Here is a 14,983-nt window from a genome sequence, read left to right on the forward strand (position 1 = left end):
GCGCGTGCGACGCGCTGTGATCGCCACGCTGCGCGGACTGCGCCCATGCTGATCGTCTCCGGTCTCACCAAATCCTATGTGTCCGGCCAGGACCGCGTTGCGGTGCTGCGCGGCGTCGACCTCGCTGTGCAGCCGGGTGAGAGCGTGGCGCTGACTGGCGAATCCGGCAGCGGCAAGTCGACCTTGCTGCATCTGATCGCCGGCCTCGATCAGCCCGACAGCGGCGCCATCACCTTCGGCGAAGCGACGATCTCGACGATGCCGGACGCCGAGCGCGCCGCCTTCCGCCGCGAGCGGCTCGGCCTGGTGTTTCAGCAGTTCAATCTGATCCCAAGCCTGACGGTCGCCGACAATCTGGTATTCCAGGCCCGCCTCGCCGGCCACCATGATGAGGCGTGGCGCAGCGAGCTGATCGAGCGGCTGGGGCTCGGCGCCTTGCTGAAGCGCTACCCCGAGCAACTCTCCGGCGGCCAGCAGCAGCGCGTCGCGATCGGCCGCGCGCTGGCGATCAAGCCGCTGCTGCTGCTCGCCGACGAGCCGACCGGCAATCTCGACGAAGCAACCGCCGACGATGTGCTGGCGCTCGCCACCGATCTGGTCCGCCGCACCGGCTGTGGCTTCCTGATGGTGACGCACAGCGAACGTCTCGCCGGCATGCTCGATCGCAGGGTGCATCTGCATGCGGGGCTGATCCATTGAGGCGCGCGCTGTGGATCCTCGCTGTGCTGCTCAGCCACTGGCGACGGCATCCGATGCAGCTCGCGACCCTGGCGATCGGGCTGATCTCAGCGACTGCCTTGTGGAGCGGCGTGCAGGCGCTGAACGCGCAGGCGCGCCTCAGCTACGACCGCGCTGCCGCGGCGCTCGGCGGCAACCGCACCGCGACGCTGGTGGCGCGTGACGGCGGCAGCTTCGCACAGCAACTCTATGTCGATCTGCGCCGCGCTGGCTGGCAAGTGTCGCCGGCGGTCGAAGGCGCCATCCGGCTCAGCGGCCGGTCGCTGCGGCTGCTCGGCGTCGAACCGCTGTCGCTGCCGGTCGAAGCCCGCACCGCCCCGGCGCTCGGCACCGGCGACCTGCAGGGCTTCATCCTGCCGCCCGGCCAGACGCTGATCGCGCCGGAGACGCTGCGCGAATTCGGCCTGGCCGAAGGCGCCACGCCTGAGCTGCCGAACGGCCAGCATCTGCCGCCGCTGAAGCCGCAGGCCGAAATCGCCCCCGGCGTGTTGGTGGTCGATATCGGCCTTGCGCAGAAGCTGCTCGACATGCCGGACCGGCTGTCGCGGCTGCTGCTCGGCAGCAAGCCGAGCGGTTCGCGTCCGCCGCTGCGCGACATCGTCGGCGATAGACTGCAGCTCGATCAGCCGGATGCGGCGACCGAACTCGAGCGCCTCACTGACAGCTTCCACCTCAACCTCACCGCCTTCGGGCTGCTCTCATTCTTGGTGGGGCTGTTCATCGTCAATTCGGCGATCGGGCTGGCGTTCGAGCAGCGCCGCCCGATGCTGCGCACCTTGCGGGCCTGCGGTGCCTCGGCGCGGCAGCTCAACGCCGTGATGGTGATCGAGCTGTGTCTCATTGCCCTGCTGGCCGGCCTGATCGGCCTGGTCTGCGGCTATCTGATCGCCGCGACGCTGCTGCCCGACGTCGCCGCCACCTTGCGCGGCCTGTACGGTGCGCAGATTCCCGGCGAGCTGTCGCTGCGGCCAGAGTGGTGGCTCGCCGGCATCGCCATCAGCATTCTCGGCACCCTCGCGGCTGCCTCCGCAGCGCTGGTCAAGGCGGCGCGGCTGCCCGTGCTCGCCGCTGCGCAGCCTTACGCATGGCAGCAGGCGCAGTATCGCTGGCTGATCGTGCAGGGCGCAGCCGCGCTCGCGGTGTTCGCCGCCGGCTTCGGATTCCTGTGGTTCGGCGACTCGCTGCTGTCGGGCTTTGCGGTGCTTGCCGCGATCCTGCTCGGCGCCGCGCTCGGCCTGCCGGCGATCCTCGGGCTGGTGCTGGCGCTCGGCGAGAAGCTGGCGCGCGGGCCGCTGACGACGTGGTTCTGGGCCGACAGCCGGCTGCAGCTCTCCGGCCTGTCGCTGGCGCTGATGGCGCTGCTGCTGGCGCTCGGCGTCAATGTCGGCGTCGGCACCATGGTGGAAAGCTTCAGCCGCACCTTCCAGCGCTGGCTCGACGGCCGGCTCGCCGCGGAGGTCTATCTCAATGCGGCCACCGATCAGCAGGCGACCGAGATCAAGGCTTGGCTGAAGGGGCGTCCCGAAGTCAGGTCTCTGCTGCCCGGTGCGCGTGCCGAGGTGAAGCTGCAGGGCCAGCCAGTGGAGCTGATCGGCTTCGCCGACGATGCGACCTATCGTGATCACTGGCCGCTGCTCGAGCACACCACAGATGTCTGGGACCGCGTCGCACGCGGCGATGCGGCGCTGGTCAGCGAACAGCTGTGGCGCCGGCTGGGCGTCAAGCTCGGCGACCACATCGTAGTGCCGAGCGACCGCGGCCTGTGGCCTGTGGAGGTCGTGGGGATCTATGCCGACTACGGCAATCCGCGCGGCCAGCTCGGCGTGGCGTTCGGCGCGCTGGTGACGCATTTCCCCGACGTGGCCAAGACCAGGTTCGGGCTGCGGGTCGATCCTGCTCAGGTGCCGGCGCTGATCGCCGACCTGCGCAGCAGCTTCGCGCTCGGGGAGCGCAGCCTCGCGGATCAGTCGACCCTGAAGGCGATCTCCAAGCAGATCTTCAGCCGCACTTTCGCAGTCACCACCGCGCTCAACGCTTTCACGCTCGGCATTGCGGGCGTGGCGCTGCTGACCAGCCTGCTAACGCTGGGCGCCTCGCGGCTGCCGCAGGTCGCGCCGCTGTGGGCGATCGGCATCACCCGCCGCCGGCTGGCGCTGATCGAACTGACGAAGACGCTGGCGATGGCGGCGATCACCGCGCTGGTGGCGCTGCCGCTCGGGCTGATGGTGGCGTGGTGCCTGATCGCGGTGGTCAACGTCAAAGCATTCGGCTGGCGGCTGCCGTTCGAGGTGTTTCCGTTCGAACTGGCCAAGCTGGTCGGCGTCGCTCTATTGGCGACGCTGTTGGCGGCGGCGCTGCCGATCCTGAAGCTGATGCGGATGCAGCCGGCGCGACTGGTGAAGGTGTTTGCCGATGAGCGCTAGAGGCCGGATCAGCCGCCGTGTCTTCACCGGCGGCCTTGTTGCTGCGTCTCTCGCCTCACCGCGGGCGTGGGCGCAGAGCTTTGCCGGCCTCGGCAGCGACGCCGGCGGATTTGCTCCCGTAGTGCCTGGCCGCACGCTGGCGTTTCCCGGCGATCATGGTCCGCATCCGGATTTCCGGATCGAGTGGTGGTACCTCACGGCCAATCTGAAGGACGCCGCCGGCAACGCCTATGGGGCACAGTGGACCCTGTTCCGCCAGGCCATGACGCCGGGCCCGCAACGCAGCGGTTGGGCCAACCAGCAGATCTGGATGGCACATGCTGCCGTCACCAGCGCCGACATCCATCGTTTCGCCGAGAAGTTTTCGCGCGGCGGGGTCGGCGTCGCAGGGGTCGAGGCTTCGCCGTTCAAGGCCGTGATCGATGATTGGGGGATGCAGGGCGATCCATCGCTGGCCCCAGCGACGCTGTCGCCGGTCACGGTGACCGCGCGCGGCACCGATTTCAGCTACGCATTGCGGCTGAGTGCCGATCGGCCGCTGGTGCTGCAGGGCGACAACGGCTACTCGCGCAAGTCCGATCGCGGCCAGGCGTCGTACTACTACAGCCAGCCGTATTTCACGGCGTCCGGCACGCTGACGCTCGACGGCCGCTCCATTGCGGTCGAGGGATCGGCCTGGATGGACCGCGAATGGTCGAGCCAGCCGCTCGCTTCCGACCAGACCGGCTGGGACTGGTTCTCGCTGCATCTATCCTCCGGCGAGAAGGTGATGCTGTTTCGGCTGCGGCAGCGCGACGGCAGCAACTACTTCGCCGGCAATTGGATCGGCACCGACGGCCGCTCCATGCCGCTGTCACCGGATCAGATCCGGCTCGAACCGCTCGGCGTCACCACGATTGGGACGCGCCAGCTGCCGACGCGCTGGCGCGTGGCCGTCGCCGGGCATGACCTTGCGATCGAGACCACGCCGCTCAATCCGAAAAGCTGGATGGGGACCAGCTTCCCGTATTGGGAAGGGCCGATTGCGTTCAACGGTAACCGGAGCGGCTTCGGGTATCTTGAGATGACAGGATATTGAGTTCAAGCTGCGCACAACCGGCGGCCATCAAGCCGGGCAAGAACGAACCTAGTCTGGGAGCCCTTGGATGTTTCATTACACCACGATCGCCACCCTTCTGGCGTTGATGTTCTATTTCTACACCTCGGTGCAGGTCGCGCGCGCGCGGATGCTGTATGGCGTCAAGGCGCCGGCGATCTCCGGCCACCCGGATTTCGAGCGGGTGTTTCGCGTGCAGGCCAATACGCTGGAATGGATGCCGATCTTCCTGCCGTCGCTGTGGCTGTTCGCGTACTATCTGAGCGACGCCTTCGCGGCCGCGGCGGGCGCGGTGTGGATCATCGGGCGGATACTCTACATGCTGGGCTATGCCGAAGCGCCCGAGAAACGCGGCCTCGGCTTTGCGGTGCAGATGGTGGCGACCGCCTTCCTGTGGGGCGGTTCGGTGTACGGCGTCGTGCACCAGATGTTGGGGGCTTGATCCGAGCATAGCGAGCTCCCTCTCCCGCTTGCGGGAGAGGGTTGGGGTGAGGGCGCCCCAGGCAGTAACTCAGCGATCCGCCGAGAGGAGTGCCCTCACCCGGATCGCTGCGCGATCCGACCTCTCCCGCAAGCGGGAGAGGTTGCGCAGCGCTCGGCGCCGGCTCTCACTACAAAGGCTCGATCGAGCGCTTACTTGGTCAGCGGGCAGCCGCTCTCGGCCGCTGTGGGGAATGCCTTGTCGCCCGGCACGGTGGCGAGCAGCTTGTAGTAATCCCACGGCTTCTTCGACTCTTCCGGCTTCTTCACCTCGAACAGATACATGTCGTGGACGAAGCGGCCGTTGGCCAGCACCTTGCCGGACGCGAACGCATCGTCGACCGGGAGTTCCTTCAGCTTCTTGGCCACCGCATCGGTGTCCTTGGTGCCGGCGGCCTTCACCGCCTTCAGATAGGACAGCGTCGCCGAATAGGTGCCGGCCTGGATCATGCTCGGCATCCGGTTGGTGCGCTTGAAGAAGCGTTCGGCGAACTCGCGCGATTTGTCGTCGCGGTCCCAATAATAGGCTTCGGTCAGCACCAGCCCCTGCGCCGCCTTGAGGCCGAGGCCGTTCACTTCGGCCAGCGTCATCAACAGCCCCGCCAGTTTCTGGCCGCCGGCGACGATGCCGAATTCGGAGGCCTGCTTGATCGAGTTGGCGGTGTCGAGGCCGGCATTGGCGAGACCGACGACCTTGGCCTTGGAAGCCTGCGCCTGCAGCAGGAACGAGGAGAAGTCCGACGAATTCAGCGGATGCCGCACCGAGCCGAGCACCTTGCCGCCGCTCGCCAGCACGATCTCGCTGGTGTCCTTCTCCAGCGCGTAGCCGAACGCGTAGTCGGCGGTGAGGAAGAACCAGGTGTCGCCGCCGGCCTTCACCAGCGCACCGCCGGTTCCGACCGCGAGCGCATGGGTGTCGAACGCCCAATGGAACCCGTAAGGCTGGCAGGCATCGCCGGTGATCCGCGAGGTCGCGGCGCCGACCACGATGTCGATCTTCTTCTTTTCCTTCGACAGATCCTGGATCGCCAGCGCCACCGACGAGGTGGTGAGTTCGGTGATCATGTCGACGCCGTCGACGTCGTACCATTTGCGCGCGATCGCCACGGCGTTGTCGGGCTTGTTCTGATGGTCGGCGGAGATCAGCTCGATCTTCTGGCCGAGCACTTCGCCGCCGAAATCCTCGACCGCCATCTTGGCGGCTTCGAGCGACCACTTGCCGCCGTAGTCGGCATAGACGCCGGACTGATCGTTGAGAATGCCGATCTTGACGCCCTGCGCCGAGGCCGGCGTGACGGCGACAAGGGCGGTGGCCGCGAGCGCGGCCGAAAGAAGTTTGAGTTTCATGGCGTGCCTCCCAGTGTTTTGGTTGGCGCGCAGCTTAGTTAGGAAAATTGCCGCTGCCCAGCGGATTGTGCAGCAATGGCAATCGTTACAAGGCGTCGAATTTGTAAGCCGCTTGCAAGAAGGTTCCATAGCGCTCGGTGCGTGCCGGCTGGGTCTGACAGGGACACTCCGTGCCGAAGATGTTGGTGTAGGCGTTGGTGGTCGCCCACATCGCCCAATACCGCGCGCCGGCGCCAATGCTGAAAGCGCTGTTCAACTGATACGACAGGATGGCTTCGAGCTGAACGCCCTGCCCGGTGCCCTGCGACGGCGAGACCTTGTCGGTGACATCCGTGCGCAGCAAATGAGTGTCGGTTCCGAACGTCTTCACATAGGGCAGATAGGCCGCATCGGCCGAGAGCTTAAACCCACGGCCAAGCCCGATCTCACCGTTGAGGCCGACCCGCAGCGAGTGCCAGGTGTCATTCTGGGTGATAGCGAGAACGGCAGCCGAAATCGGTCGAGCACAGACCAGCGACGTGGCGCCCGCGGTCTGAATGCAGCCATAGGCTGATTTGTTCTCGCGATAGTAATTGTAACCCACGAACCCGCCGAACTTGTAGTCGGACCCGCGTAGCAGATTGTAACCGACATCGAGCGTCGCATAGGCGATGCTGCCCTTGACCGGATCGGACAACGTATTCGAATAGGGGATGCCGTCGGTGGCGATCCAGTCCTCGTCGTTCATATGTCCACTCAGCAGGGTGCCGCCGCCGGCGAAGCCTTTGAGGAAGGTATCGTAGGGACCATCGACGCGACCGAAAGCCTCGCCCGATGCGGCGGTGCTTTGATAGGTCAATCGCGAGACCAGGACATTCTGAGTGCCCTGATCGAAGGTCGCCCCGAGATCCTTCTGGAAGCGCCCCGAACTGTACCAGACGCGACCGCCGACCTCGACCGCGCCGCGTTCGACGACATCGATCCCGGCTTGGGAGCCGCGCAGATGATAGTCGTCGAAGCGTGCGTCGACATCGCCGCCGAATTTCAGATTGAGGCCGACCTTTACCGCATGCAGGTCCTGCTCGACCTTACTGGTGCCGGGCGGCGTGGCGAAAAGACCGACGCCCGGTACCATCCGTTCGCTGCCCGGCGTCGCCATGTCACGACTGCCGAAATCGGCATAGTTGTATTCGAGCTTCACCGACCAGGCCGGCGCGAGCGCCCGTTCGATGCCGGCGCCGACGGTCCAGCCCCAACGACCGTCGTTGACGTCGGTCGAGTTGCCGAGCGGATAGCCGACGGCGATGTCGAGCCGTTCACTCAGGAAAGCCGCGCCGCCTTTGGCGTAGAGCAGCGTGCGGCCGGCCGCCCCGGTGACGAAGCCCGCACGGCCGGTCAGCGTCGCCAGTGCATCCTGGCGGACGCGGCAATTGGACGAAACGAACAACCCCGACGACGCCATGCAGGTGTTGGTGCCCTTGGCGTTCATCGAACTGAGATCGGCCTCGACGCCGATCAGCCAATTTGCGTTCGGTTGATAGTTGTAGCCGACCTGGATGCCGGCAAGTGCCGCCGGGCTGCGAACGCTGCCGCCGTAAAGACCGGGGCCGGCAGGGTCGCTGAAGCTCGACGAACCGAAGCTGCCGCCGACATGCACGCCCCAGTACAGGCCGGCCCAATTCCACGACACCGGCGCCACCGGCATGAGCGGAGGAAAGCGCGGCATGTCGGCCGCTGTGGCCGGCGCAATTACCGTCGCCAGCATGGCTGCGGTAACAAGGATTCGACTCATGGCAACACACTCTGCTCGGCACAACGATGCCGAGCAGAGTGCGCGCTAGGGATTAAAAAAGTGGTAACCCTGTTTGTTAGCTAGCTGCTAACCATGCGCAACCACGCCACGCAGCACCAGCCGGTTGAGCCGGCTGGCGAAGGCGGCGGGATCTTCGGGCAGTTCGCCGTCGAGAATCTGCGCCTGTTCGAGCAGCAAGAACGCAAGATCGGCGGCTTCCGCCTTGTCGGTCTTGGTATCGCCGAGCGTCGCAACCAGCGGATGCTGCAGATTGATCTCGAGGATCGGCTTGGAGCCGGCGCCCTTGTTGGCGCGCGCCAGCAGCTTCTCGAGCTCGCGATCCGGACCCATGCCGCCCGCGACCAGACACGATGCGCTCGACGTCAGCCGCTGCGAGGCCTTGACGTCGGAGACGCGATCGCCGAGCGCGTCCTTGATCACCGCGATCACGGTCGCCTCGTCGGCCTTGGCCTCGTCCTTCGTGTCCTTGTCCTGGTCCAGCTTCGGGATCAGATCGAAATTGACGTCGCCCTGGCTCAGCGACTTCAGCGGCTTGCCGCCGAAATCGAGCTGCGCGGAGGTCCAGAACGCATCGACCGGATCGGTCAGCAGCAGCACTTCGATGCCGCGCGCGGTGGCTGATTCCAGCTTCGGGTTGGACTTCAGCCGTTCCAGCGAGTCGCCGACCAGATAGTAGATCTCGGTCTGGTTCTCCTTCATCGCCTCGACATACTGCTTCAGCGAGCGCTTCTCGCCGACCGTGGTGGTGAAGCGGGCCAGCGACAGCAGCTTCCCGCGGCGCTCGAAGTCCTCGTAGAGGCCTTCCTTCAGCACCGGGCCGAACGAATCCCAGATCTTGGTGAAGTCCTCCGGCTTCTTCTCGGCGAGGTTTTCCAGCTCGCTGATCACCTTGCCGGTCACCGCGGTCCGGATCTGCGCGAGTTGCGGATTCTTCTGCAGCATCTCGCGCGACAGGTTGAGCGGCAGATCCTCGGAGTCGATCACCCCGCGCAGGAAGCGCAGATAGGGCGGCAGCAGCTCGGCTTCCGAGGTGATAAAGACGCGGCGGACATAGAGCTTGATCTTGCCCTTGCGCTCCGGCTCGAACAGATCGAACGGCTTGGTCGACGGCGCGAACAGCAGCACCGCATAGGACTGCCGGCCCTCGGCGCGATAATGCAGCGTCATCGCCGGCTCGTCGAAGGCGCCCGCGATCTGCTTGTAGGCCTGCTTGTAGTCGTCCTCGCTCAGCTCCGACTTCGAGCGTTGCCACAGCGCGCTGGCCGAATTGATCTGACGCGGCTCGCCCTCTTCCGGCACCAGCTCGATCGGGAACTGGATGTTGTCCGAGTACTCGGTGACGATCCGCTCGATCTGCCAGTCTTCGAGATATTTCGACGCGTCAGGCTTCAGGTGCAGCACGATCTCAGTGCCGCGCTCGACTCGCGCCGCCGCCTCTTCGGATGCAGGGGCGATCTCGAAGCCGGCGCCGCCGGCGGACGTCCAGGTCCACACATCATTGGAGCCGGCGCGGCGGCTGGTGACGGTGATCTTATCGGCCACCATGAAGGCGGCGTAGAAGCCGACGCCGAACTGGCCGATCAGGCCGGCGCTGTCCTTGGTCTCGGTAAGCTTGGAGATGAAGGATTTGGTGCCGGACTTGGCGATGGTGCCGAGATTGTCGATCAACTCCTGACGGTCCATGCCGATGCCGTTGTCGACGATCGTCAGGGTGTCGGGCGCCTTCTTCGGGATGATCCGGATCTTCGGCTCGCCGCCCTTTTCCATCAGCTCGGGCTTTGCGATCGACTCGTAGCGCAGCTTGTCGAGCGCGTCGGACGCGTTCGAAATCAGCTCGCGCAGGAAGATGTCGGTCTCGGAATAGACCGAGTGCACCATCAGGTTCAAAAGCTCGGCCACTTCAGCCTGGAACGGCTTCGTCTCGCTGGCGGTATCAGTCATGGTCATGGCGAATGTCGCTGGTCCTGGAGAAGGAATGTGAGGGAAAACCGGGATATAGCGCTGTCGGGCGCGATGGCAAGATCGCCGCGCCGGCCTAGATGCCCGGACCGGCCGAGGCCACCGCGGAGCAGCAGCAGGCTTTGAGACCGCCGAGTTCGGAGCGCGACAGCCGCAGGCCCCAGCCATAGGCGTCGAGCACGTCCTGGACAATGGCAAGACCCAGCCCGGCGCCCTCGCCGCGCTGATCGAGCCGGATGCCGCGCGACAGCACCTCGGTGCGCGCCGCTTCGTCCAAGCCCTCGCCGTCGTCTTCGATCACGATGCAAAATTCGTCGGCGCCGCAAGCGGTGCCGATTCGGACCCTGGACTTGGCGTGGCGGGTGGCGTTGTCGAGCAGATTGCCGAGCACCTCGGCGAGATCGGTGCGCTCGATCGGCACCGCCACATAGTCGGCGACCTCGATGGCGTAGTCGATCGCGCGACCGGCCGGGGTGCGCGACTGGATCGTCACCAGGGAGCGCACCAGCGGCAACAGCTCGACCGCGACGCTCTCGCCGCGCCGTGCCGCACCGCGCAGCCGGGCCCGCGCCAGTTCGCGGTCGACATGCCGGCTCATCGCCGCGCCCACCGCTTCGATATCGCGTGCGAGCTTGTCCTCGCCGCGCTCGCGCAGCCGCGCCGCATCGCCGGCGAGCGCCGCGAGCGGCGTCTTCAGGCCATGGGCGAGATCGGCGGCGCGGTCGCGCGAGCGCTCGATCTCGCGCGCCTGGGCTTCCAATAGCGCGTTGACCTCCTCGACCAGCGGGCGGACTTCGTCCGGCACCGCCTCGGGCAGACGGCTGCTGCGGCCGGAGCGGATCGCGGCGACGTCGCGGCGCAGCGCCGCGAGCGGCCGCAAGCCGAGCATCACCTGCACCGAAGTGGCGAGCGCCAGCACCACGCCGAGCAGGCCGAGCGCGACCACGAGATCGCGCGCGAACGCCTTGCCGGCCGCATCGACCCGCGCCAGATCGACCGCCACCGCGGCCCGGATCGGGACGCTCTTACCGCCCATGGTGAGCTGCACGCGGCGCTCGACGATCGACAGACGCGAGCCGAACGGGCCGGCGATGTCGTGGTGATGCACCTCCCCGGGGCCGGGCTGATCGATCGGCACCGTCAGCCGGTCGTCCCACAGCGAGCGCGAGCGGACGAGCTGATCACCGTCGTCGCCGACCTGCCAATACAGCCCGGACAGCGGCTCGGAGAACCGCGGATCGGTCGGCGGACGCACCACCGCAAGCCGGCCATCCGGTCCGGCCTCGATACCGGCGAGCAGCTGCTTCAGCGACACTTCGAGATCGTCCGCGATGGTGCGGGTGACGTGGCGCTCGAACAGGATGGTGAGCGCGAAGCCGGCGATGCTGAGCGCGATCAGGATCGCCGCGGCACCGCCGGCGATCAACCGCAGCCGCAGCGAGCTGTGCTTCATGGACGCTCGTCCGGCACGATGTAGCCGAAGCCGCGCCGGGTCTCGATCAGCTCAGTGCCGATCTTGCGGCGAACCCGGCCGACCAGCACCTCGATGGCGTTGGAATCATGGGCGTCGTCCTGGCCGTAGATGTTCTCTGCCAGTTCGTATTGCGACACCACCCGGCCGCGATGCAGCACCAGATAGGACGCGAGGCGATACTCCAGCGGCGACAGCGACACCGGCTTGCCGCCGACGCTGACCTGCATCTGCCGCTCGTCGAGCGTGACCTCGCCGATGGTGACCACCGACGAGGCATGGCCGGCCGAGCGCCGCACGATCGAGCGCAGCCGCGCCAGCAGCTCCTCCATCTGGAACGGCTTCGGCAGGTAGTCGTCGGCGCCGGCATCGATACCGTCGACCCGTTCGGCCCAGCTTCCGCGAGCGGTGAGGATCAGCACCGGTGTGAGGCGGCCGTTGTCGCGCCAGCGCTTCAGGATGGTGAGGCCGTCGAGCCCGGGCAGACCGAGGTCGAGGATGATGGCGGCGTAATCTTCGGTATCACCGCGAAACCACGCCTCTTCGCCGTCACCGACGATCTCGGTAAGGTAACCGGCTTCGCCGAGGCCGCGCGCCAGCTCCGACGCGATCCGGCTGTCGTCCTCGACCACCAGCACCCGCATCACTTCTCCTTGGTGCGCCGGATCTCGCCACTGCGCCCATCGACATAGACTTCGTACAGCCGGCCGGCCTTGTCGACCACGATGAATTCGTACAGCCACTGATCGTGGTGGCGTTCGATCTCGACGCCGGTGATCTCGCCGGGAAGCTTGTCGCGAATCTGGCCGAGCAGTTCGGCGAGGGGGCGGATTTCGCCGCGCTCGACGGCGAGGCGGGCTTCGTCATGATCCTGGCGGTGGTCGTGGGCGCCGTGATTGTGCTCATGCGCGAGCAGGCGCGCCGACGGCAGCGGCGCCGCGGCGATCAGGGCTGCGAAGATGAAAATGAACGGGCGCCCCATCGGTGCTTCGGCCGGCTCCTTTCGAAACCGCCAGTCTGGCGCCCGGCCGCTGACCGCTCGCTGACAATGATCAAACCCGCCGTCAGCCGCCATTCCGCGAGAACAACGGCCGCAGCACCCCGGCCACCAGCCCGGCGGCAATCAGCAGGCCGACGACCGGAATCCACAACAGGAACGCCCCGAGCAGCAGCACGAGCACCACCGCAATCACCGCCCCAATCGCCAGCGCCATCAGAAACAAGCCGAGCGGGCCGACTTTGCCGACGAAGACGTGCTCGGTGGTGTTCTGGTCGATGAAGATCCGCGTCCCCATCGGATCATGGGTCTGTCCGGGCGGAATGATCTCCGGCTCATAGCGCGGCCGCTCCGGCGGCCTGGATTGATCGGTCATGATACGAGTCCTTGGGGCGCGCGCGGGTCGGCTCCGGCGCGAATCCAGCATAGCCACAAAGGTGGCGAGCGCGAGAGCGTTTCCACAGGGTTACGCGGCGATCGGCCGCGCGGCACGCTGTTTCGAGGCAGCAATACCGGTGAGGTGGTGCGCTCCGGGCCAAAAAGCCGTAGCCAACGAACTCAGGACGCCCGCAGGAGTTCCTTGGCCTGGGCCACCCGCTCCGGGAAGGCCGCCGCCAGCGCGGCACGGTCGGCTTTCAGCACGCCGCGCTCGGTGATCAGGCCGGTGACGAGCCGCGCCGGGGTGACGTCGAAGCCGTAATTGGCGACCTTGGAGCCCTGCGGCACGATCCGCACCGTCTCGATCCGCCCGTCACTGGTACGGCCGGTCATATCGGTCACTTCCGCGGCCTCGCGCTGCTCGATCGGGATTTCGCGGACACCGTCGTGGATGGTGAAGTCGATCGTCGGCGACGGCAGCGCGACATAGAACGGCACCTTGTTGTCGGCCGCCGCCAGCGCCTTCAGATAGGTGCCGATCTTGTTGCAGACATCGCCACCCGCGGTGACGCGGTCGGTGCCGACGATGACGATATCGACCATCCCGTGCTGCATCAGATGGCCCCCGGTATTGTCCGGAATCACGGTGTGGTCGACGCCGTGATGGCCGAGCTCCCAGGCGGTGAGCGACGCGCCCTGGTTACGCGGGCGGGTCTCGTCGGCATACACATGGATCGGAATGCCGGCATCGAACGCCTGATAGATCGGCGCGGTGGCCGTGCCCCAATCAACCGTGGCGAGCCAGCCGGCGTTGCAATGGGTCAGCACATTGACGCGCTCGCCGGGCTTCTTGGTCGCCGCGATCGCCTCGATCAGCTTCAGGCCGCTGGCGCCGATCGCCTGATTGATCGCGACGTCTTCGTCGGCGATCTCACCAGCGCGCCGATACGCCGCCGCGACGCGATCCGCCGGCTGAATTGGGGCGAGCGCACGGCGCATCTCGTCGAGCGCCCACTTCAGATTGATAGCAGTCGGCCGGGTTGCGACCAGCTTGGCGTAGGCGGCCTCGAGCCCGGCGTCGGAGGCATCCTCACGCATCGCCAGCGCCATGCCGTAGGCTGCGGTCGCGCCGATCAGCGGCGCGCCGCGCACCAGCATGGTGCGGATCGCATCGGCCGCCTCATCGGAGCTGGTCAGCTTCACCACCACGTAGTCGTGCGGCAGCCGGCGCTGATCGATAGTGCCGACGGTCCAGCCGTCAGCCTCGAGCCAGATCGTGCGGGTATGCTTGCCGTCGACTTTCATGGTGCCTCGCTGAGATCGAATCGGTCATTGCAAGCGAAGCGAAGCAATCCAGAAGTTCACACGCCAAGCACTGGATTGCTTCGTCGCTTCCGCTCCTCGCAATAACGAGGTTTACGCCTTCAAAACCCGCCCGGCCACCGCGTCGAGCTTCTTCAGCAGTTCCGGATCGCGCGCTTCGGGGGCGGTGATGAACGCGGCATCGAGGGCGCGGTCGGAGCCGATCGGGCACTCCTCGTGCTCGCGCGGGAAGTCCTGCGCCAGCCGCGCCACCAAGCTCTTGGCCTTCTCGGCGTTGGAGGTCAGAACGCGGACGATGTCCTGCACCGTCACCGCATCGTGGTCTGGGTGCCAGCAGTCGAAATCGGTGACCATCGCCACCGTCGCGTAGCAAATTTCCGCCTCACGGGCGAGCTTGGCCTCCGGCATGTTGGTCATGCCAATCACGGAATAGCCGAGCTGTTTGTAGGTCATGCTCTCCGCGTAGCTGGAGAACTGCGGACCTTCCATGCACAGATAGGTGCCGCCGCGCGCTACCGGAATGCCCTCGGCCTCCGCCGCAGCCGCAAGGTGGATGCGCAGCCGCGGGCTCACCGGGTGCGCCATCGAGACGTGGGCGACGCAGCCTTTGCCGAAGAACGAGCTTTCGCGCTTATAGGTGCGGTCGACGAACTGATCGACCAGCACGAAGGTGCCGGGCGGCAGCTCTTCCTTGAACGAGCCGCAGGCCGACAGCGAGATCAGATCGGTGACGCCGGCCCGCTTCAGCACGTCGATATTGGCGCGGTAGTTGATGTCGGAGGGCGACAGCCGGTGGCCCTTGTCATGGCGCGGCATGAACACGATCGGCAGGCCGGCGATATTGCCGCGCCGCACCGCGGAAGACGGCTGCCCCCACGGGCTCGCGATCGCTTCCTCCCGGACGTCTTCCAGCCCGGGCAAATCATAGATCCCGGAGCCGCCGATAATGCCGAGCACGGCCTTAGTCATGGACTGTCTC

Annotated in this window: 13 protein-coding genes; 4 read left to right on the forward strand and 9 right to left on the reverse strand. The window is 66.4% G+C overall.

Annotation, left to right across the window (positions count from 1 at the left end; all coding sequences use genetic code 11):
- Positions 1 to 45: 45 nt before the first annotated feature.
- The 4 genes from DY467_RS19275 (at position 46) to DY467_RS19290 (ending at position 4,699) form a co-directional block, all read left to right on the forward strand.
- Positions 46 to 699, forward strand: coding sequence for an ABC transporter ATP-binding protein (locus tag DY467_RS19275; protein ID WP_164638314.1), 654 nt, complete (start codon positions 46 to 48; stop codon positions 697 to 699).
- Entirely contained in the window at positions 696 to 3,161 is a 2,466-nt protein-coding gene (locus DY467_RS19280) for an FtsX-like permease family protein (protein WP_164638315.1), read from the forward strand. The genes DY467_RS19275 and DY467_RS19280 overlap by 4 nt, the downstream gene beginning before the upstream one ends.
- The gene (locus DY467_RS19285; RefSeq protein ID WP_164638317.1) at positions 3,151 to 4,239 is read left to right on the forward strand and encodes a lipocalin-like domain-containing protein; all 1,089 of its coding nucleotides are present in this window, start codon (positions 3,151 to 3,153) and stop codon (positions 4,237 to 4,239) included. Before DY467_RS19280 ends, DY467_RS19285 begins: the two co-directional genes overlap by 11 nt.
- A gap of 67 nt (positions 4,240 to 4,306) precedes the next feature.
- Complete coding sequence (locus DY467_RS19290) at positions 4,307 to 4,699, forward strand: MAPEG family protein (RefSeq protein WP_107346339.1); 393 nt, start codon at positions 4,307 to 4,309, stop codon at positions 4,697 to 4,699.
- 191 nt (positions 4,700 to 4,890) lie between these two features.
- Here the strand turns inward: DY467_RS19290 and DY467_RS19295 are convergent, their stop codons facing one another.
- The 9 genes from DY467_RS19295 to DY467_RS19335 form a co-directional block, all read right to left on the reverse strand.
- Positions 4,891 to 6,084 (reverse strand): ABC transporter substrate-binding protein, encoded by a 1,194-nt coding sequence (locus DY467_RS19295; protein WP_164638319.1) that lies wholly within the window; start codon positions 6,082 to 6,084, stop codon positions 4,891 to 4,893.
- Positions 6,085 to 6,169: 85 nt separating this feature from the next.
- Positions 6,170 to 7,855: an outer membrane beta-barrel protein gene (locus DY467_RS19300; RefSeq protein WP_164638321.1), complete on the reverse strand. Its 1,686-nt coding sequence runs from the start codon at positions 7,853 to 7,855 to the stop codon at positions 6,170 to 6,172.
- Positions 7,856 to 7,942: 87 nt separating this feature from the next.
- Entirely contained in the window at positions 7,943 to 9,823 is a 1,881-nt protein-coding gene (htpG, locus tag DY467_RS19305; RefSeq protein WP_164638323.1) for a molecular chaperone HtpG, read from the reverse strand.
- Between the two features lie 88 nt (positions 9,824 to 9,911).
- Entirely contained in the window at positions 9,912 to 11,288 is a 1,377-nt protein-coding gene (locus DY467_RS19310; protein WP_164638325.1) for a sensor histidine kinase, read from the reverse strand.
- The gene (locus tag DY467_RS19315) at positions 11,285 to 11,950 is read right to left on the reverse strand and encodes a response regulator transcription factor (protein ID WP_107346761.1); all 666 of its coding nucleotides are present in this window, start codon (positions 11,948 to 11,950) and stop codon (positions 11,285 to 11,287) included. Before DY467_RS19315 ends, DY467_RS19310 begins: the two co-directional genes overlap by 4 nt.
- Positions 11,950 to 12,288: a PepSY domain-containing protein gene (locus DY467_RS19320; RefSeq protein WP_107346344.1), complete on the reverse strand. Its 339-nt coding sequence runs from the start codon at positions 12,286 to 12,288 to the stop codon at positions 11,950 to 11,952. Before DY467_RS19320 ends, DY467_RS19315 begins: the two co-directional genes overlap by 1 nt.
- A gap of 82 nt (positions 12,289 to 12,370) precedes the next feature.
- On the reverse strand, positions 12,371 to 12,679 hold the full coding sequence (locus DY467_RS19325; RefSeq protein WP_011160351.1) for a hypothetical protein: 309 nt from the start codon (positions 12,677 to 12,679) through the stop codon (positions 12,371 to 12,373).
- Between the two features lie 182 nt (positions 12,680 to 12,861).
- On the reverse strand, positions 12,862 to 13,986 hold the full coding sequence (mtnA, locus tag DY467_RS19330; protein ID WP_164638327.1) for an S-methyl-5-thioribose-1-phosphate isomerase: 1,125 nt from the start codon (positions 13,984 to 13,986) through the stop codon (positions 12,862 to 12,864).
- A 111-nt stretch (positions 13,987 to 14,097) separates the two neighbouring features.
- Positions 14,098 to 14,973 (reverse strand): S-methyl-5'-thioadenosine phosphorylase, encoded by an 876-nt coding sequence (locus DY467_RS19335; RefSeq protein WP_012497916.1) that lies wholly within the window; start codon positions 14,971 to 14,973, stop codon positions 14,098 to 14,100.
- Positions 14,974 to 14,983: the final 10 nt, after the last annotated feature.

Origin of the sequence: Rhodopseudomonas sp. BR0G17 (assembly GCF_010907025.1) — a bacterium.
In the GTDB taxonomy this organism is placed as follows: domain Bacteria; phylum Pseudomonadota; class Alphaproteobacteria; order Rhizobiales; family Xanthobacteraceae; genus Rhodopseudomonas; species Rhodopseudomonas palustris_H.

What these genes read in the sequence shown, in the direction of transcription:
- DY467_RS19275 (WP_164638314.1), top strand. Translation starts at nt 46, where the DNA reads ATGCTGATCGTCTCCGGTCTCACCAAATCCTATGTGTCCGGCCAGGAC.
- DY467_RS19285 (WP_164638317.1), top strand. Translation starts at nt 3,151, where the DNA reads ATGAGCGCTAGAGGCCGGATCAGCCGCCGTGTCTTCACCGGCGGCCTT.
- DY467_RS19290 (WP_107346339.1), top strand. Translation starts at nt 4,307, where the DNA reads ATGTTTCATTACACCACGATCGCCACCCTTCTGGCGTTGATGTTCTAT.
- DY467_RS19295 (WP_164638319.1), bottom strand. Translation starts at nt 6,084, where the DNA reads ATGAAACTCAAACTTCTTTCGGCCGCGCTCGCGGCCACCGCCCTTGTC.
- DY467_RS19300 (WP_164638321.1), bottom strand. Translation starts at nt 7,855, where the DNA reads ATGAGTCGAATCCTTGTTACCGCAGCCATGCTGGCGACGGTAATTGCG.
- htpG (WP_164638323.1), bottom strand. Translation starts at nt 9,823, where the DNA reads ATGACCATGACTGATACCGCCAGCGAGACGAAGCCGTTCCAGGCTGAA.
- DY467_RS19310 (WP_164638325.1), bottom strand. Translation starts at nt 11,288, where the DNA reads ATGAAGCACAGCTCGCTGCGGCTGCGGTTGATCGCCGGCGGTGCCGCG.
- DY467_RS19315 (WP_107346761.1), bottom strand. Translation starts at nt 11,950, where the DNA reads ATGCGGGTGCTGGTGGTCGAGGACGACAGCCGGATCGCGTCGGAGCTG.
- DY467_RS19320 (WP_107346344.1), bottom strand. Translation starts at nt 12,288, where the DNA reads ATGGGGCGCCCGTTCATTTTCATCTTCGCAGCCCTGATCGCCGCGGCG.
- DY467_RS19325 (WP_011160351.1), bottom strand. Translation starts at nt 12,679, where the DNA reads ATGACCGATCAATCCAGGCCGCCGGAGCGGCCGCGCTATGAGCCGGAG.
- mtnA (WP_164638327.1), bottom strand. Translation starts at nt 13,986, where the DNA reads ATGAAAGTCGACGGCAAGCATACCCGCACGATCTGGCTCGAGGCTGAC.
- DY467_RS19335 (WP_012497916.1), bottom strand. Translation starts at nt 14,973, where the DNA reads ATGACTAAGGCCGTGCTCGGCATTATCGGCGGCTCCGGGATCTATGAT.